The 14,498-nt window shown below is 27.5% G+C and carries 19 protein-coding genes; 7 read left to right on the forward strand and 12 right to left on the reverse strand.

The genetic code is table 11. The annotated features are described in order from the left end of the window. A partial coding sequence (locus BUA77_RS05690; RefSeq protein WP_200773930.1) for a transposase zinc-binding domain-containing protein occupies positions 1-197 on the reverse strand: 197 nt, incomplete at its 3' end. Between the two features lie 193 nt (positions 198-390). Here BUA77_RS05690 and BUA77_RS13765 point away from each other — a divergent pair. Beyond that, positions 391-534, forward strand: coding sequence for a hypothetical protein (locus BUA77_RS13765; RefSeq protein ID WP_159428953.1), 144 nt, complete (start codon positions 391-393; stop codon positions 532-534). Beyond that, positions 495-1,301, forward strand: a complete 807-nt coding sequence (locus BUA77_RS05695) for a DUF6414 family protein (RefSeq protein ID WP_072888188.1) — start codon at positions 495-497, stop codon at positions 1,299-1,301. The genes BUA77_RS13765 and BUA77_RS05695 overlap by 40 nt, the downstream gene beginning before the upstream one ends. A 142-nt stretch (positions 1,302-1,443) precedes the next feature. On the opposite strand, the gene BUA77_RS13770 is transcribed toward BUA77_RS05695, so the two are convergent. Beyond that, complete coding sequence (locus BUA77_RS13770) at positions 1,444-1,581, reverse strand: hypothetical protein (protein ID WP_159428954.1); 138 nt, start codon at positions 1,579-1,581, stop codon at positions 1,444-1,446. Positions 1,582-1,730: 149 nt separating this feature from the next. Here BUA77_RS13770 and BUA77_RS05700 point away from each other — a divergent pair, with 149 nt between their 5' ends. After that, positions 1,731-2,915 (forward strand): site-specific integrase, encoded by a 1,185-nt coding sequence (locus BUA77_RS05700; protein ID WP_072888190.1) that lies wholly within the window; start codon positions 1,731-1,733, stop codon positions 2,913-2,915. An 81-nt stretch (positions 2,916-2,996) separates the two neighbouring features. On the opposite strand, the gene rlmD is transcribed toward BUA77_RS05700, so the two are convergent. The 5 genes from rlmD to BUA77_RS05725 all read right to left on the reverse strand — a co-directional run bounded on the left by rlmD (position 2,997) and on the right by BUA77_RS05725 (position 7,663). Further along, complete coding sequence (rlmD, locus tag BUA77_RS05705) at positions 2,997-4,352, reverse strand: 23S rRNA (uracil(1939)-C(5))-methyltransferase RlmD (RefSeq protein ID WP_072888192.1); 1,356 nt, start codon at positions 4,350-4,352, stop codon at positions 2,997-2,999. Positions 4,353-4,378: 26 nt separating this feature from the next. Further along, positions 4,379-5,122, reverse strand: a complete 744-nt coding sequence (locus BUA77_RS05710) for a phosphatase (protein ID WP_072888194.1) — start codon at positions 5,120-5,122, stop codon at positions 4,379-4,381. An 11-nt stretch (positions 5,123-5,133) separates the two neighbouring features. After that, complete coding sequence (locus tag BUA77_RS05715) at positions 5,134-5,844, reverse strand: pseudouridine synthase (RefSeq protein WP_072888196.1); 711 nt, start codon at positions 5,842-5,844, stop codon at positions 5,134-5,136. A 148-nt stretch (positions 5,845-5,992) separates the two neighbouring features. After that, complete coding sequence (locus tag BUA77_RS05720) at positions 5,993-7,321, reverse strand: RsmF rRNA methyltransferase first C-terminal domain-containing protein (RefSeq protein ID WP_072888198.1); 1,329 nt, start codon at positions 7,319-7,321, stop codon at positions 5,993-5,995. A gap of 12 nt (positions 7,322-7,333) precedes the next feature. Then, positions 7,334-7,663 carry a DUF1904 domain-containing protein gene (locus BUA77_RS05725; protein ID WP_072888200.1) on the reverse strand — a complete coding sequence of 110 codons (330 nt, stop codon included), beginning with the start codon at positions 7,661-7,663 and terminating at the stop codon, positions 7,334-7,336. Between the two features lie 425 nt (positions 7,664-8,088). Between BUA77_RS05725 and fba (BUA77_RS05730) the strand changes: the two genes are divergently transcribed. Both fba (BUA77_RS05730) and fba (BUA77_RS05735) read left to right on the forward strand, forming a co-directional pair. Then, entirely contained in the window at positions 8,089-8,952 is an 864-nt protein-coding gene (gene fba, locus BUA77_RS05730; RefSeq protein WP_072888202.1) for a class II fructose-1,6-bisphosphate aldolase, read from the forward strand. A 177-nt stretch (positions 8,953-9,129) separates the two neighbouring features. Then, entirely contained in the window at positions 9,130-10,071 is a 942-nt protein-coding gene (gene fba / locus BUA77_RS05735; RefSeq protein ID WP_072888203.1) for a class II fructose-1,6-bisphosphate aldolase, read from the forward strand. A 77-nt stretch (positions 10,072-10,148) separates the two neighbouring features. On the opposite strand, the gene BUA77_RS05740 is transcribed toward fba (BUA77_RS05735), so the two are convergent. The 3 genes from BUA77_RS05740 to BUA77_RS05750 form a co-directional block, all read right to left on the reverse strand. Continuing rightward, positions 10,149-10,631 carry a hypothetical protein gene (locus tag BUA77_RS05740; protein WP_072888205.1) on the reverse strand — a complete coding sequence of 161 codons (483 nt, stop codon included), beginning with the start codon at positions 10,629-10,631 and terminating at the stop codon, positions 10,149-10,151. Positions 10,632-10,647: 16 nt separating this feature from the next. Then, the gene (locus tag BUA77_RS05745) at positions 10,648-11,211 is read right to left on the reverse strand and encodes a 5' nucleotidase, NT5C type (protein WP_072888207.1); all 564 of its coding nucleotides are present in this window, start codon (positions 11,209-11,211) and stop codon (positions 10,648-10,650) included. Between the two features lie 110 nt (positions 11,212-11,321). After that, the gene (locus BUA77_RS05750) at positions 11,322-12,170 is read right to left on the reverse strand and encodes a hypothetical protein (RefSeq protein ID WP_072888209.1); all 849 of its coding nucleotides are present in this window, start codon (positions 12,168-12,170) and stop codon (positions 11,322-11,324) included. 185 nt (positions 12,171-12,355) lie between these two features. Between BUA77_RS05750 and BUA77_RS14170 the strand changes: the two genes are divergently transcribed. After that, entirely contained in the window at positions 12,356-12,520 is a 165-nt protein-coding gene (locus BUA77_RS14170; RefSeq protein WP_200773931.1) for a hypothetical protein, read from the forward strand. Further along, on the forward strand, positions 12,474-12,698 hold the full coding sequence (locus BUA77_RS14800) for a homoserine O-acetyltransferase/O-succinyltransferase family protein (RefSeq protein WP_084605546.1): 225 nt from the start codon (positions 12,474-12,476) through the stop codon (positions 12,696-12,698). The genes BUA77_RS14170 and BUA77_RS14800 overlap by 47 nt, the downstream gene beginning before the upstream one ends. Positions 12,699-12,746: 48 nt before the next feature. On the opposite strand, the gene BUA77_RS05760 is transcribed toward BUA77_RS14800, so the two are convergent. Both BUA77_RS05760 and BUA77_RS05765 read right to left on the reverse strand, forming a co-directional pair. Then, positions 12,747-13,598 (reverse strand): ABC transporter permease, encoded by an 852-nt coding sequence (locus BUA77_RS05760; protein ID WP_072888214.1) that lies wholly within the window; start codon positions 13,596-13,598, stop codon positions 12,747-12,749. Continuing rightward, on the reverse strand, positions 13,595-14,497 hold the full coding sequence (locus BUA77_RS05765; RefSeq protein ID WP_072888216.1) for an ABC transporter ATP-binding protein: 903 nt from the start codon (positions 14,495-14,497) through the stop codon (positions 13,595-13,597). Before BUA77_RS05765 ends, BUA77_RS05760 begins: the two co-directional genes overlap by 4 nt. Between the last annotated feature and the right edge of the window lies 1 nt (position 14,498).

Below are 14,498 nucleotides of genomic sequence, written 5' to 3' on the forward strand. Positions count from 1 at the left end.
CTAGTGCAAAATTTACTTTTACATGTAAAGCCTACTCTCTTACTTTCCATGCATTCTAAACACATATACTCTGTATATCCCTTTTCTAGCCTCCCACAGTCCATTGCTTTTTCAACTGTTTCTATAACATCTGCCCTTATTACCTTCGGAATTCTTTTAATTTTTTTCTTTAAAAAGTTTTGCCAATTATCTTGCAATATTTTTTTAATGTTACTTTAGTCATCTCTTCATCTCTCTTTTTTCAATACTTATACATATATTTTAGCAAGTTTTCCACAGATTTTGAAATTTTATAATTTCCTACTTAATATAAAAAAATTTATAATTTAAATAATTTCCCTTATAATTTATAATTATAGTTAATAAAATTTAAAAGGGAGTTGAATATTCATGATTAATAAATATAAATTATTTAAAGAAATACTCAAAATGCAATCATCAGTAAAATCTAAAATAAAAAAAAATAAATATAACTTTAAAGAGGAGTGGGATAGATGGGGGAAACCGAAAGAAACTGTCAACAAAATACCTTAATTGATTTTATATATAGAGATAATAATTTAATAGATTCTTTTTATTCCCAAATATTTAGTGGGAACTTATCTGCTATAACAAAAACAGAAACAATTAGTGATGAAATTGCTACTGGCATAGATGGTAGTATCAAAGTTTTAAAAGGTAATGTTGCTACTAAAGAAAATTCAAGTCAAACACTTACATCTAATATTGATCCTCATGACTTCAAACTGCTTAATTTGATATCTGAACTAAACATAGAAATTATTAATGACAGATTAATGAATTGTCCAGAAAAAAAATTAGTAGCTATAAAAGGCAATCTTATATTTAGAGATTATGCAATGTTAAACAAGCTAATTCCATTCATAACAGAAAGTGGTATGATTCCTGGATTTGATTCACCAGTAATTCCAAATTCCAGAGGTAAAAATAAAAAATTTACAATTGGTAAACTTATGGAGAAAATGATTTCTTTTATTCCTAATAATATAGAATTTGAATTAATTACTGATACCGACGAAAGTGCAACAATAATAATAAAAGAAGAATTTTTAACCTTGTCACCTAATGAAATATTAATATCTTATGGTAAAACTCTTCCATCAGAATGGACTGTAGTTGGGTTATTAGATGCAAATTGCTCTAATACAATCAAATCAAAATGTGAATTCAAAAATAATATCGATGATTTGTCTAAAGTATATTTTGAAATGCTTAATGAAGATAAAACTAATAAATTTGTAATAAGACCTATAGCCATATATAGACACATTTCTTATTAGTATTACCCTTTATAAAAAAAGAAGCCACAGCTTAAAACAGTACTATTCTTTAAAGAGCAGAATAACTGCTCTTTTCTCATATGTTATAACCAGCTTCAAAACACCTATCTTTATATACAATTATAGTAAAATATCTATATCTTCACATATATTCTTCTAAATTATACTCTTTATTTAATATTCCTCTTTGCTCTTTAATTTTTAAAAATTCTTCACTTGTCATGCTGCTAATTTGTTCTATACATTGATTCAACACATCAATTGCTTTTATATTTTTCATTTTATATCCTCTCCATGTCATATCATTTAATTTCTCAAATATATTCTATTTATTTCTTTATAAAAATCTACTATATCACTTCATATAAACATATGTTTGGTATATAATATAATCTATAAGAACATACATTCGAAAGGAGTTGTTTAAAAATGCAAGGTGGTGTAAGAAAAAAAGGTAATAGATGGTATTACTATTTTGATGCTGGTAAAGTTAATGGCAAAAGAAAAAGAATCGAAAGAAAAGGTGGAAATACTAAAAAAGAAGCATTAGAAGCTCTTAGAAAAGCTCTGTATGAATTTGAAAAATGTGGTTCATTAGTTAGTGAAAGTGATATAAGCGTTGCTGATTATTTTGATTATTGGTTCAAAGAATATGTTTTAATAAACTGCAAATATAACACTCAAAGAGGATACAATCTTATTATAGAAAAGCATATTAAACCTACACTAGGTATATATAAATTAAAGTCTTTAACTCCTGCTATGCTCCAAGAATTTATAAATAAAAAATATAGAAATGGATTTACTAAAAACACACTTAAAGGCTTTTACGGAGTGTTATCAGGTGCTTTAAAAATGGCAGTATATCCATATCAATTTATAAAAGAAAATCCAATGCAGTATGTTTCTATGCCAAAATATAATTCTTTAAAAAAAGATAATGAGGATTTAAAAATTATAACTGTGGATGAATTTAATAAAATAGTGGATAGATTTCCTTTTGGAAGTAGTTTTTATATACCCTTACAAATTGCTTTTAATACAGGAATGAGAGCTTCAGAAGTATGTGGACTTACTTGGGATTGCATAAATCTTGAAGAAGGCAAAATAAAAGTTGAAAAAATAATTCTAAAAAAAGGTATGCAGTGGTGCTTCGGAACACCAAAGACGGCCAGTTCTCAAAGAGAAATATTAATAGGAAAAACATTAATTGATATACTTAAAAAACATAAAAAATATCAACTAGAGAATAGGCTAAAATATGGTGAATTCTACAGCAATAATTTATATAAATTTGAAGAAATTAATAAAAAATATAGCAGTACCGATTTAGTTTGTACTAAAGAAAATGGAGAATTAGTATCTACTGATAGCTTAAAATATTTAAGCAGAGTTGTAAATTATGAACTTGGTATTAATTTTAATTTTCATTCTTTAAGACATACTCACGCTACTATTCTTTTAGAAGCTGGTGCAAATATAAAGGATATTCAAAAAAGATTAGGTCATAGTAAGTTAGCAACAACCATGGACACTTACTCGCATATAACAGATAAAATGAATCAAGATAGTGTAAATATATTTGAAGGAGTTTTAAGTAGTAAAATAAAATAATTCTTCCACCCAATTAAAACCGAGGGTGGAAGAATGGCGGAAAAATCATTTTATATTATTAATATTTCGTTAGAAATTCAGTTATTTCCTAGTTAGTAGTACAACCGTTTCAACATGTGGCGTATTTGGGAACATATCCATTCCTTTAACCTTAACTATATCGTAATTCGCTTTTTTAAATTCTGCTAAATCTCTAACAAGTGTCTTTGGATTACAAGAAATATACAATATTTCCTTCGCATTAAATTTAACTATATCTTTAAGTGCATCTTTATGAATTCCGGGTCTTGGCGGATCTACTATTATTAAATCTGGTTTTTCTTTTAAAGTTTTAACCTTCTCTCCTACATCACCAGCTATAAACTCGCAATTAGTTATATTATTGAGCTTTGCATTTTCAATAGCTGCCTCAACTGCTTCTTCTATTATTTCTATTCCTATAACTTTTTTAGCATTTTTAGACACTATTTGTGCTATACTTCCCGTTCCACTGTAAAGGTCAAATATTACTTTATCCTTTTCGTCTCCTATAAATTCCCTTGCTATACTATATAATTTTTCTGCTCCTTTTGTATTAGTTTGGAAAAATGAAAAAGGAGATATTTTAAATCTAAGTCCAAGAAGACTTTCATATAAATAATCTCTTCCATATAATATATTTAACTTATCGCATTTAACAACATCAGCAAGTCCATCATTTATAGTGTGAAGTATTCCTACTATTTTTCCTTCTATATCTAAATCTAAAATTTTATTTACGTATTCATCTAAATTAAACTTTACTTGAGATGAAGTAACTAAATTAATAAGCATTTCTCCTGTATTTAATCCTTTTCTAACTACTAAATTTCTAAGATACCCTTTATGAGTTAAGTTTTTATAATAAGGAAGTCCTGTGCTTTGAAAATAATCTACAGTACTTTTTAGTACTTCTCTAAAGTCTTTATCTACAAGAAAACATTCATCAACAGTTATTATGTCATACATTCTTCCTTTTTTATGAAGTCCTAAAGTCAATGGTCCATCTTTTTCTTCATCTCCAAATGTATATTCCATTTTATTTCTGTATTCATGAAATTTTGGACTTCCTTCTACTCCTAAGAACTTAAACCCTACAAAATCTTTTTCCATAAAAAGATCTAATATTTGTCCCTCTTTTATTTCAAGCTGCTCTTCATAAGGAACTGAAAGAATAGAACATCCTCCACATTCTCCAAAATGCTTACATATATCAGCTTTTTCTATTGGAGAATTTTCTATTATACCTAGTGATTTAGCTTCTACTTTATCTTTTCTAATTTTTTTAATTAAAACCTTATGTGTTTGTCCTGTTATTCCACCTTTTATATCTACTCTTCTATCCTCTATATATCCGTAAGAATTACCACCAAATTCCATACCTTCTATCTTAAGCTCAAGTATATCTCTCTTCTTCACTTTCTACCCTCCAATATCTATCGGTTTTATATTAACTCCTTAAAATCTTTAATATTTTTCTTTCCCTTTTCTTCTAAATAATTTATAAGTTTATGTATTGATGTATTAATTATTAAATCCTCTGGCATATTAATATCTTCAAATATTTCTTCTATATAATTAAATTTACCTAATTGAAATGATATGTGCGTATCACTGCCAACAGATAATTTCACATTCATCTCTTTTGCCATTTTTGCTATTTTTATACAATTATCTTTGCTTCCTGGTCTACTTTTTCCAAAAGAGCTATTGTTTATTTCTATTAAAACATTATTTTCCTTAGCAGCCTTAAGTAATTTTTCTTCATCTATAGGAAATACTGGATTTCCTGGATGAGCTATTATGTCTACATACCTATTCTCCATGGCATTAATTAATGCATTCGTATTCTCTTCTTTAGTTCCAGGCTTTATACAAACATCATGAAGACTTGCTATAACTAAATCTAATTCTTTTAAATATTCCTCAGGAATATCAAGACTTCCATCATAATCTATAATATTTGCTTCTACTCCTCTTAAGATAAATACTCCATCTATAATCCTAGGTATTACCTTTTGATTACCTATATGATATATATGAGGTCCTCCTGGCATTGCTGGACCATGATCTGTTAATGCAAACATTTTAAGCCCTATGTTTTTAGCTTCTCTTGCTAAATCATGTACAGTACTATAAGCATGTCCACTAGCTATAGTATGAGTATGAGTATCTAATTCAAATTTCATATAATCAGCTCCTATCTTTCTTCAAGTAGTTTTATTTCTTCTTCTGTTAGTTCTCTATATTCTCCTAAAGCTAGATTTTCATCTAATTTTAAGCCTCCCATAGAAATTCTTTTTAAATAAATAACCTTTTTATCAACACTTTCAAACATCCTTTTAACTTGATGAAACTTACCTTCGTGAATAGTTAAATTTATTTCTGATATGCTATCACTCTTTAATATTTCAAGCTCTCCTGGAAGAGTTTTATATCCATCATCTAAAATTAAACCTTCTTTAAAAGCATCAACATCATCACTTGTTACTACTCCATGAATTCTTGCATAATAAGTTTTTGGAACGTGTCTTTTAGGAGATAGTACTCTATGAGAAAGCTGTCCATCATTAGTAAGTATTAAAAGTCCCTCTGTATCCTTATCAAGTCTGCCTACTGGAAAAGGATTAAATGCTAAATACTCTTGATCTATTAAATCTAAAACTGTTTTATCTACATTGTCATAAGTTGCAGAAATATATCCATCTGGTTTATTAAGCATTAAATAAATATATTCTCTATAATTTACTTTTTCTCCATTAAATATTATTTCATCCTTTTTAGGATCAACATGAAAAGAATTATTTTTTATAACCTCTCCATTTACAACAACCATTCCGTATTTACAATATTTTTTTATCTCACTTCGAGTTCCATATCCAAGGTTCCCTAAAACCTTATCAATTCTCATAATTACCTCCTAACTATAGACAATTAAGTATATATTTAAACTTTCAAACTATCTAAAATGATGCATGTAAAAATATAAGAGAATGTTCATCACATGAGCGTTATTTTTACATGTATCATTTCTACACATTAAGTATAATGCTAATTGTCTATATCCATCTCCAGCTTTTTTCATACCCATTTTTTAATGTAGAGCCATTAAGTTTTCCAAATCCAATCGGGAAATTTTCTACTGTTATAAGGTTAAGACCCTTTTGTCCTTCAACAAATATTGTTTCTCCTTTTAAATACTTTATAACCTCAGTACTATCCTTAGTTAGATTTATGACTCTTTTAAAATCTTCTTTTTTAAGTACCATGGCAAATGCTTGAGATGGTTCAAATCTATTTTTCTTTATCTTCCCAAGAAGAAGCCCTGTTCTTACGACTTTCAAACTTTTTATTTTTATTAAATCCTTTGGAGCTAAGTATAAATTATCATTTATTGTTATAAAGTTTCCTTCCAAACTTATATTCATATTTTCTTTTTCAAAATCTCTATAAACTTGAGGAGGTTTGTTATTTGCTTTTTCTAAATCATGATTAATAACTTCTCCATCTGTTTTTTGAAGGAGTGCTAAGAAATGACCTTCTCCTTTTAGTTTATGAGGCCATAGTCTTCCTACTTCTTTTATTCCTAAACCTTCACTAATTCCATAATTTTTATCTATATTTAATAACTTAAAATTATTATTTTCTTTTAAGAAATTTTCTATTATATTTTCATTTTCATTTATATTAAATGTGCAGGTTGAATAAACTAATTTTCCTCCTACTTTAAGCATTTTACTAGCACTCTCTAATATTTCTTTTTGCATATTAGGATATATACTTATATCATCTTTTTCCCAGCTTTTGATTAATCCTTCATCTTTTCTGAACATTCCTTCTCCCGAACAAGGTGCATCAACTAAAATCCTGTCAAAATATCCTTCAAAATTTTTAGAAAGCCTTTGTGGAGAATCATTTACAACTAATACATTTTTAACTCCGTACATTTCTATATTCTTAACTAATGCTTTAACTCTATTTGAGTTTATATCATTTGTTACAAGTATTCCCTCTCCTTGAAGCTTTGATGCTATTTGAATGCTTTTTCCACCAGGAGCTGCACAAAGATCTAATACCTTATGCCCTCTTTTAACGTCTAAAAATTCAACTGGAGCCATGGCAGAAGGCTCTTGTATATAATAAAGTCCAGCATTATAAAGTGGACTTTTAGCAGGTCTTATATTTTCTTTATAATAAAATCCATCTGATGACCAATTAATTGTGCTTAAATTAAAAGGAGAAATTTTTAGAAATTCCTCCACTGAAATTTTAAGTGTATTTGCTCTAAGACCATATGCTCTTTCTTCATCATATGTTCTTAAGAAACTTTCATACTCATCACTAAGTAAATTTTTCATATTGTCTAAAAAGCTAGATGGTAACTTCATAATTAATCTCTCCTAAAAATGCTCTCCATTTTCATAATATTTTTCTTTTTCAAAAGTTGTAAATGCTAAGTCTAGACTCTCAACATCAAGATTTTCTCTTATAGAATCTGTTATAACTTTTGCTACCTTATCTTGAATTTCCTGTCCTCTATCAAACCATGCAACCTCTATAAATGGATACACTGGTGCTATTTTTCCATCTCTTATAGCTACAGATTGAATACATTCTATCTCAAAATAATCCCTAGGACATTTTACAATATCAACTAATTTATCGACCATTTCTTCACTTATTTTACAAACAACTTGAGCCTTAATTCCTCTTATTTTAATTTGTGGCATAATTCTTCCTCCTTTTTAATACCTTGAATTAATATAATTATCTATATAAAGAAATCCTACTTCCTTGTATAAACACGTATAAACACAAAATTTTCTATATATCTTCCCATATGTACACCTTCTTCTTTTCTTTGCCAATATTATTATACTTTTAATTCATGTTTATTACAATAACACTTATATTTATTATAATTTAAAGAAATAATAATATTTGCATCGAACAAAATGTTTTAATTTCTTTTTTAACATGTTAACTTATTCACATTTAAGCATTTATCTTCATTTTTCAATCATTTAAATTTAAAAGTAAAAAATTTTTTATTTCATATTTTACAATTTTAGATTATAATATTTTTTATAAAGAGAATAATAAATAAGATATTATTTCTCTAAATTTTTACAAAATAAAATTATGGAGGTTACATATGTTAGTTTCAGCAAAAGAAATGTTAAAAAAAGCGGTAGAAGGTCAATATGCTGTTGGTCAATTTAATATCAACAACTTAGAGTGGACAAAGGCAATTTTATTAACTGCTCAAGAAAATAATTCACCAGTAATCTTAGGTGTATCTGAAGGTGCAGGAAAATATATGGGTGGATATAAAACTATTGTTGGAATGGTTAATGGAATGATTGAAGAATTAAACATTACTGTTCCTGTTGCACTTCACTTAGACCACGGTAGCTATGATGGTGCTTTAAAAGTAATAGAAGCTGGATTCTCTTCAGTTATGTTTGATGGATCTCACTATTCTATTGAGGAAAACATTTCAAAAACAAAAGAAATCATAGAAATTGCTAATGCAAAAGGTATTTCTGTAGAAGCAGAAGTTGGTTCTATAGGTGGAGAAGAAGATGGTGTTGTAGGTTCAGGTGAAATTGCAGACCCTGCTGAATGTAAATCAATAGCTGATTTAGGTATTGATATGTTAGCTGCTGGTATTGGTAATATTCATGGTAAATACCCAGAAAACTGGGCAGGACTGAACTTTGATGCTTTAGCTGCAATCAAAGATGCTACTAAAGATATGCCATTAGTTTTACACGGTGGTACAGGTATACCTGAAGATATGATAAAAAAAGCTATCTCTTTAGGTGTTGCAAAAATCAATGTTAACACTGAATGTCAGTTAGCTTTTGCTAAAGCTACTCGTGAATATATAGAAGCTGGTAAAGATTTAGAAGGTAAAGGTTTTGACCCACGTAAAATATTAGCTCCTGGATTTGAAGCAATAAAAGCTACAGTTAAAGAAAAAATGGAGTTATTTGGTTCAGTAAACAAAGCATAATTTAAGGACATAATTAAATATATAAAATTAAATTAGAGCATATATAGTATATCTTTTTTATTTTATTAGTATACTATATATGCTCTTTTACTTTTTGATTATTAGGTATATAATAGTTAATGGTAATCATAAACTATTTAAGTGTATGGATAAATTTTACATAAGGGGGATTTTATTATGCCATTAGTTACTACTAAAGAAATGTTTAAACTTGCTTATGAAGGTAATTTTGCTATAGGTGCCTTCAATGTAAATAATATGGAAATAGTTCAAGGAATCGTTGCTGCTGCCAAAGCGGAAAACGCTCCCGTAATTCTTCAAGCTTCTGCTGGTGCTAGAAAATATGCTAATTCTGTATATTTAAGAAAATTAGTAGAAGCTGCTATTGAAGATACTAACCTTCCAATAGCTCTTCACCTTGATCATGGTGACAGCTTTGAAATTTGTAAGCAGTGCATAGATGATGGATTTACTTCTGTTATGATAGATGGATCTCACCACCCATTTGAAGAAAATATAGAGCTTACTAGAAAAGTTGTTGAATACGCTCATGAAAGAGGAGTTACTGTAGAAGCTGAGCTTGGTCAATTAGCAGGTATTGAAGATGATGTTAATGTAAGTGCTGAAAATGCAACTTATACTAATCCTGATCAAGCTGTTGAGTTCGTTGAAAGAACAGGTGTTGACTCATTAGCTATAGCAATTGGTACTAGCCATGGCGCTTATAAATTCCAAGGTAAAGCTAAACTTGACTTTGAAAGACTTGAAAAAATAACAAAAATGCTTCCAAATTTCCCATTAGTTCTTCATGGAGCTTCTTCTGTACCTCAAGAGTATGTACAAATGTGTAACCAATATGGAGGAAATATTCCTGGAGCTAAGGGTGTACCTGAAGAAATGTTAAGAGAAGCTGCAAAATATGGAGTATGTAAAATAAATGTAGATACTGACTTAAGACTTGCAATGACTTCAGCTGTAAGAAAACTATTTACAGAAAATCCAGCTGAATTTGACCCAAGAAAATACTTGGGTCCTGGTAGAGATGCTATTCAAAAAATAGTACAGCACAAAATAAAAAATGTATTCGGATCTTCTGGAGTGGCTTCTAAATTAAAATAAATTATTTTACTTTAACAAGAAAAAATCCTAGATTATTTTTTAGATAGTCTAGGTTTTTTTTATAAAAACTTTCTTTATTAATTGAAATATTTTGAAGATCCTTGAAGCTGTCTTTTGGAAACATGTCTTGTTAAGTCCATAAGCTTAGCTCTATTAATATTTCCAAATGAAATAGTAAGAACAAATTTAACATCTGTAAAAGTCTCATCTAAATCATATATTTCAAAATGACATTTTATATCCTCATATTTATACTCTTCTTGAAGATCATCTTCTACATCATCAGATATATCTTTTAAGTATGCTTTTATATCTTCAAATAAGACTTGTAAATACTCTTCTCCAACACCATATTCCTCATAATCTTCTTCTTCTAAAAATTCATATTTAAAAGCAGATTTATCTAACTTACAGTCAAATACCATTATATTTTTCTGTTTTATTGAATCTGATATATCTTTTACATAACCCAAATCAGCCTTTATACTTAGTATTTCTTCCACTGCTGTACTGTTTATTTTTTTTTCACCTTTTTTGTTTTCTAAAATTATTTCGACCATAATTCTCCCCTCCTATCTAAAAAGACATTTTATCTATTATATTCTTTATATCATACCAACTATTCACTCTAATAACATTCTTTAAGTTTAAATCTTTATTATAATTTGTGTCTATTAAAAGAACCTTTATGCCTTCTTGTGCTAATTGCTTTGTATTTTCTGGATTATCTTCTATAAACAAATCACATTTTAGCTCTTTTGCTTTATCAACTTTATAATAACTACCTAGAGAATGTACTTTAATTGGTGGCATATTATTTGCCTTCATCCAATCTAATGTGACTTTTTCCATTTTTTTATTTCTAGCTGTTACAAAATATAAATTATGTGTTTCATAAAGATCCCATAATATTTCATTTACACCTTCTAAAACAGGTGCATTCAAATGCATATCATATCCTTCTTTTAAATAAAAGTCTATTACTTCCTCTAAGCTTACTTCATATAAATCTTCTAATTTACATGTATGACAATCCTCTGGACCTAAATCTTTATCAAAATACTTATTAAAATAGGGCATAAAATAATAAGGATCTGTTACAGTTCCATCTATGTCTATGCATATATTTAATTTCTTCATATATTCCCTCCACAATAAAGCTACTTATACTATTATTGTATATTTTTAAATAAAAATCAAGAAAAACAATGTGAAGCCATATTCTTAGTGAATTATATTTATAATCTTTTCTACATATCTTTATCTTCTAAATCTGATTTTACCTTATTTAATTTTTTAACACAACTACGTACAAGCTCTTCTGAAGTTTTTAATTCTTCTTTTGTTTTTAGTATATACTTAGGATTTTTAGTATCTAAAAATTTAATTCCGTTCTCCATGGCCTTACCTCTTATATAAAAAGCCTTTTGTAAATCTAATTTTGCATCTTTTAATAAGTCTACATTTTTCTTATCTTTAAGCTTAGGAACTTTTAGATTCATATATTTTTTCTCTACTAATTCACATTTTTCTTTAGCATTTTTAGCTTCTTCACGGAGCTCAGTTATATTAGACTCCCCTCTTTTCATTTTTTTAAGTAAAGAGTAACAATTTCTAAGAGGAATAAGAGCTTCTTTTTCAATAATAGTTATTTTTTTTCTAAATTCATTGTATATCTCCAACTCATCCTTTTTATTTTCTTCTTCATTTTTTATATTATCTTCTGTTACTGTTGTTTCTTTTTCATTTATTTTAATTTTTATATCATCTTCTATTATCTTCTCATTATTATTTTCTTCTTTAATTAAAATATCTTCTTTTTTATCTTCTATATTTTGATTATACTCTTCTTTTATATAAATTTTTTCTTGTTTTTCAGTAATATATTTATTATTTTTTACTTTTGTATTTTCATTAATTTTTATTTTATTAATAGCAATACTTTTATTAGAATATAAACTCAATATTATTATTGTGGATACTATAACTATATAAATACTTGAATATATATACTTATGTTTATTTTTATATCTATATGATAAAATTAAAATTATAGGAGGTAAATATAAAATACTAATTATTAAAATCCAGTTTGTCATAAAACCCACCTTTTTCTATATAATGGTTATTTTGTTCTTATATTGAAATGTAATATTATTATGATAATACAAAGGAAAAATTATACACAACCTAAATTATTTTTATGCATATTTATAAGAATAACTTTTAAATTTAAAGCTATACAATCATATAATATAAAACTAATTTTAAGGAGGTTTCTATAATGAATATAGATGTGGAGACTATATTTCAGATTTTAAATACTGTAATTTTAATATGTATTCTTTATTTTTTATTTACATTTGTTTTCAAAATACCTAAAAAAATATATTCTTATTTAAATGACCTTGATCAAAGAGAAAGTTATAGAAAATATAAAAGACCTTGAAATAATATCTGAATCAAGTGAAACTGGAATATATATAGTACAATCTAAAGATTTAAAAAATATATTTATAACAGGTCATTCTGAATATGACCTGAATATAACACTTATACTTTATATAACGAGTACACATTCTAATTTATCGTTTTCTAATTGGATAAAAATTTTAAATATATTATAATTAAAGTCCATTCTTTGCAAATTTAAATTTCAAAGAATGGACCTTATATTATAAATCTCTCTTTTGAAATTTTCTAAGAGCTAAAATAATTACAGCTATAATATAAACAACTATATATCCTATCATAAAAGGGCTTGGCTGAATTGAACCCCCCATTATGCTCTCAATACTAAAATTAAGTCCTGAAGATGTTGTAAATAAAAGTGAAGATACCTTTCTATAAATTATATCCGATGGAATTACAAGACTTGTTATAATTCCTATATTAGTTAAAACTCCTTTTGCAGCTTCCTCAGTCATAAAATGACCTATTTGTTCTAAAATTCCACCTATCATTCCACAAAAATAAAGAATTCCTAGTATAACTCCTGACCCCATAGTTGATAAAAAGCAGCTAAAAAATATTCCTATAGAAGTTAATAATATAGGCAACAAATACAACATTGCTAAAGATTTTATAAGTGATTTTAAAGCAAAGTTTACAACTGCTCCTTTTCCAAATAAAAGATTAAGTCCTATAATACTTGAATATAGAAAAGTTACATAAGGAAGTAAAACTAATAAAATTCCAACAAAACGCCCTAAAACTATTTCGTATCTATTTATTGGCTTTGAAAGTATTGCATCATATGTTCCATTTTCAATTTCTGATGAAATAGCACCAATGCTTGAAAAAATAGATAAAAATGATATTATAAACCCCATGGCATAAATCCCCATAGATAAAAGTTGTTCTGAAATAGCTGCTCTAATAAGAGCATCTTCCATATGTAATGATTTGTAAGAAAATTTAAGGGCAGTCCCATAAAGAGCTAAAAAAATGGCAGTAAGAACGAGGGTAAGATATAGAATTTTCTTCTTCCTCATTTCAAGAAATGTAAGTCTTATTATAGTTCTCATCTTGAGTCCTCCTCTCCTACTGTTTTTATAAATAACTCCTCTAATACATTTTCTTTTCTCTTCATCATATATAATAATCCATTATTTTTTACTATGCACTCTGCAATTTTAGGAAGAGTGTCATCGTTATATACAGACATTTCTATTTCATTTTCCACTTTTTTAAGGGTTGGATCAAATACTTTTAATTTATTAATTATTTCTTCATTTAAATTTCCTATTGAAAGAACTACTGGTGAATTCATTAGTTCCTTCATCGTTCCAACTTTTTTCATGATACCCTTATCTAAAATAGCGACTCTATCAGATACTAATTCTACCTCGCTAAGTAAATGAGTATTTAAAAAAATAGTTTTTCCTTCTTTTTTCAACTTAAAAATAATATCACGAACCTGCTTTCTCCCTACAGGATCTAAAGCACTTGTTGGCTCATCTAAAAATAAAAGCTCAGGATCTGAAAGAATTGCACATCCCAGTCCAATTCTCTGCTTCATTCCCTTACTATACTCCTTTATTTTCTTATGTTCATGTCCTTTAAGTCCTACTATATCGAGTACTTCTTCAATTCTTCTTTTTATATCTTTTTTATTCATTTTATATAAAAGTCCATGATTAAATAAAAGCTCATATCCAGTAAGCCAATTGTGATATTGAAAAAGCTCTGGTAAATACCCTATTTTTTTTCTAGTATTAACATCCCCTAATGGCTTTTTAAGAATTACTCCTCCACCAGAGGTAGGATATAATATTCCAAGAAGTGTTCTAATGAATGTACTTTTTCCCGCTCCATTCTTACCTAAAAAACTAAATACTTCCCCCTCTTTTACAGAGAGGGAGATATTTTCAAAACCACCTTTACCATTAAACTTCTTTGTTAAATTATAAGTTTCAATAACCATA

Source organism: Tepidibacter formicigenes DSM 15518 (genome assembly GCF_900142235.1).
GTDB lineage: Bacteria > Bacillota > Clostridia > Peptostreptococcales > Peptostreptococcaceae > Tepidibacter > Tepidibacter formicigenes.

Coding starts and splice junctions, on each gene's coding strand:
- BUA77_RS05750 (WP_072888209.1), bottom strand. CDS start 12,170: ATGACAAACTGGATTTTAATAATTAGTATTTTATATTTACCTCCTATA.
- BUA77_RS05710 (WP_072888194.1), bottom strand. CDS start 5,122: ATGAAATTTGAATTAGATACTCATACTCATACTATAGCTAGTGGACAT.
- BUA77_RS05765 (WP_072888216.1), bottom strand. CDS start 14,497: ATGGTTATTGAAACTTATAATTTAACAAAGAAGTTTAATGGTAAAGGT.
- BUA77_RS13765 (WP_159428953.1), top strand. CDS start 391: ATGATTAATAAATATAAATTATTTAAAGAAATACTCAAAATGCAATCA.
- BUA77_RS05720 (WP_072888198.1), bottom strand. CDS start 7,321: ATGAAGTTACCATCTAGCTTTTTAGACAATATGAAAAATTTACTTAGT.
- BUA77_RS14170 (WP_200773931.1), top strand. CDS start 12,356: ATGAATATAGATGTGGAGACTATATTTCAGATTTTAAATACTGTAATT.
- BUA77_RS05700 (WP_072888190.1), top strand. CDS start 1,731: ATGCAAGGTGGTGTAAGAAAAAAAGGTAATAGATGGTATTACTATTTT.
- fba (WP_072888203.1), top strand. CDS start 9,130: ATGCCATTAGTTACTACTAAAGAAATGTTTAAACTTGCTTATGAAGGT.
- BUA77_RS05695 (WP_072888188.1), top strand. CDS start 495: ATGGGGGAAACCGAAAGAAACTGTCAACAAAATACCTTAATTGATTTT.
- BUA77_RS13770 (WP_159428954.1), bottom strand. CDS start 1,581: ATGAAAAATATAAAAGCAATTGATGTGTTGAATCAATGTATAGAACAA.
- BUA77_RS05725 (WP_072888200.1), bottom strand. CDS start 7,663: ATGCCACAAATTAAAATAAGAGGAATTAAGGCTCAAGTTGTTTGTAAA.
- BUA77_RS05740 (WP_072888205.1), bottom strand. CDS start 10,631: ATGGTCGAAATAATTTTAGAAAACAAAAAAGGTGAAAAAAAAATAAAC.
- BUA77_RS05745 (WP_072888207.1), bottom strand. CDS start 11,211: ATGAAGAAATTAAATATATGCATAGACATAGATGGAACTGTAACAGAT.
- BUA77_RS14800 (WP_084605546.1), top strand. CDS start 12,474: ATGACCTTGATCAAAGAGAAAGTTATAGAAAATATAAAAGACCTTGAA.
- BUA77_RS05715 (WP_072888196.1), bottom strand. CDS start 5,844: ATGAGAATTGATAAGGTTTTAGGGAACCTTGGATATGGAACTCGAAGT.
- BUA77_RS05760 (WP_072888214.1), bottom strand. CDS start 13,598: ATGAGAACTATAATAAGACTTACATTTCTTGAAATGAGGAAGAAGAAA.
- fba (WP_072888202.1), top strand. CDS start 8,089: ATGTTAGTTTCAGCAAAAGAAATGTTAAAAAAAGCGGTAGAAGGTCAA.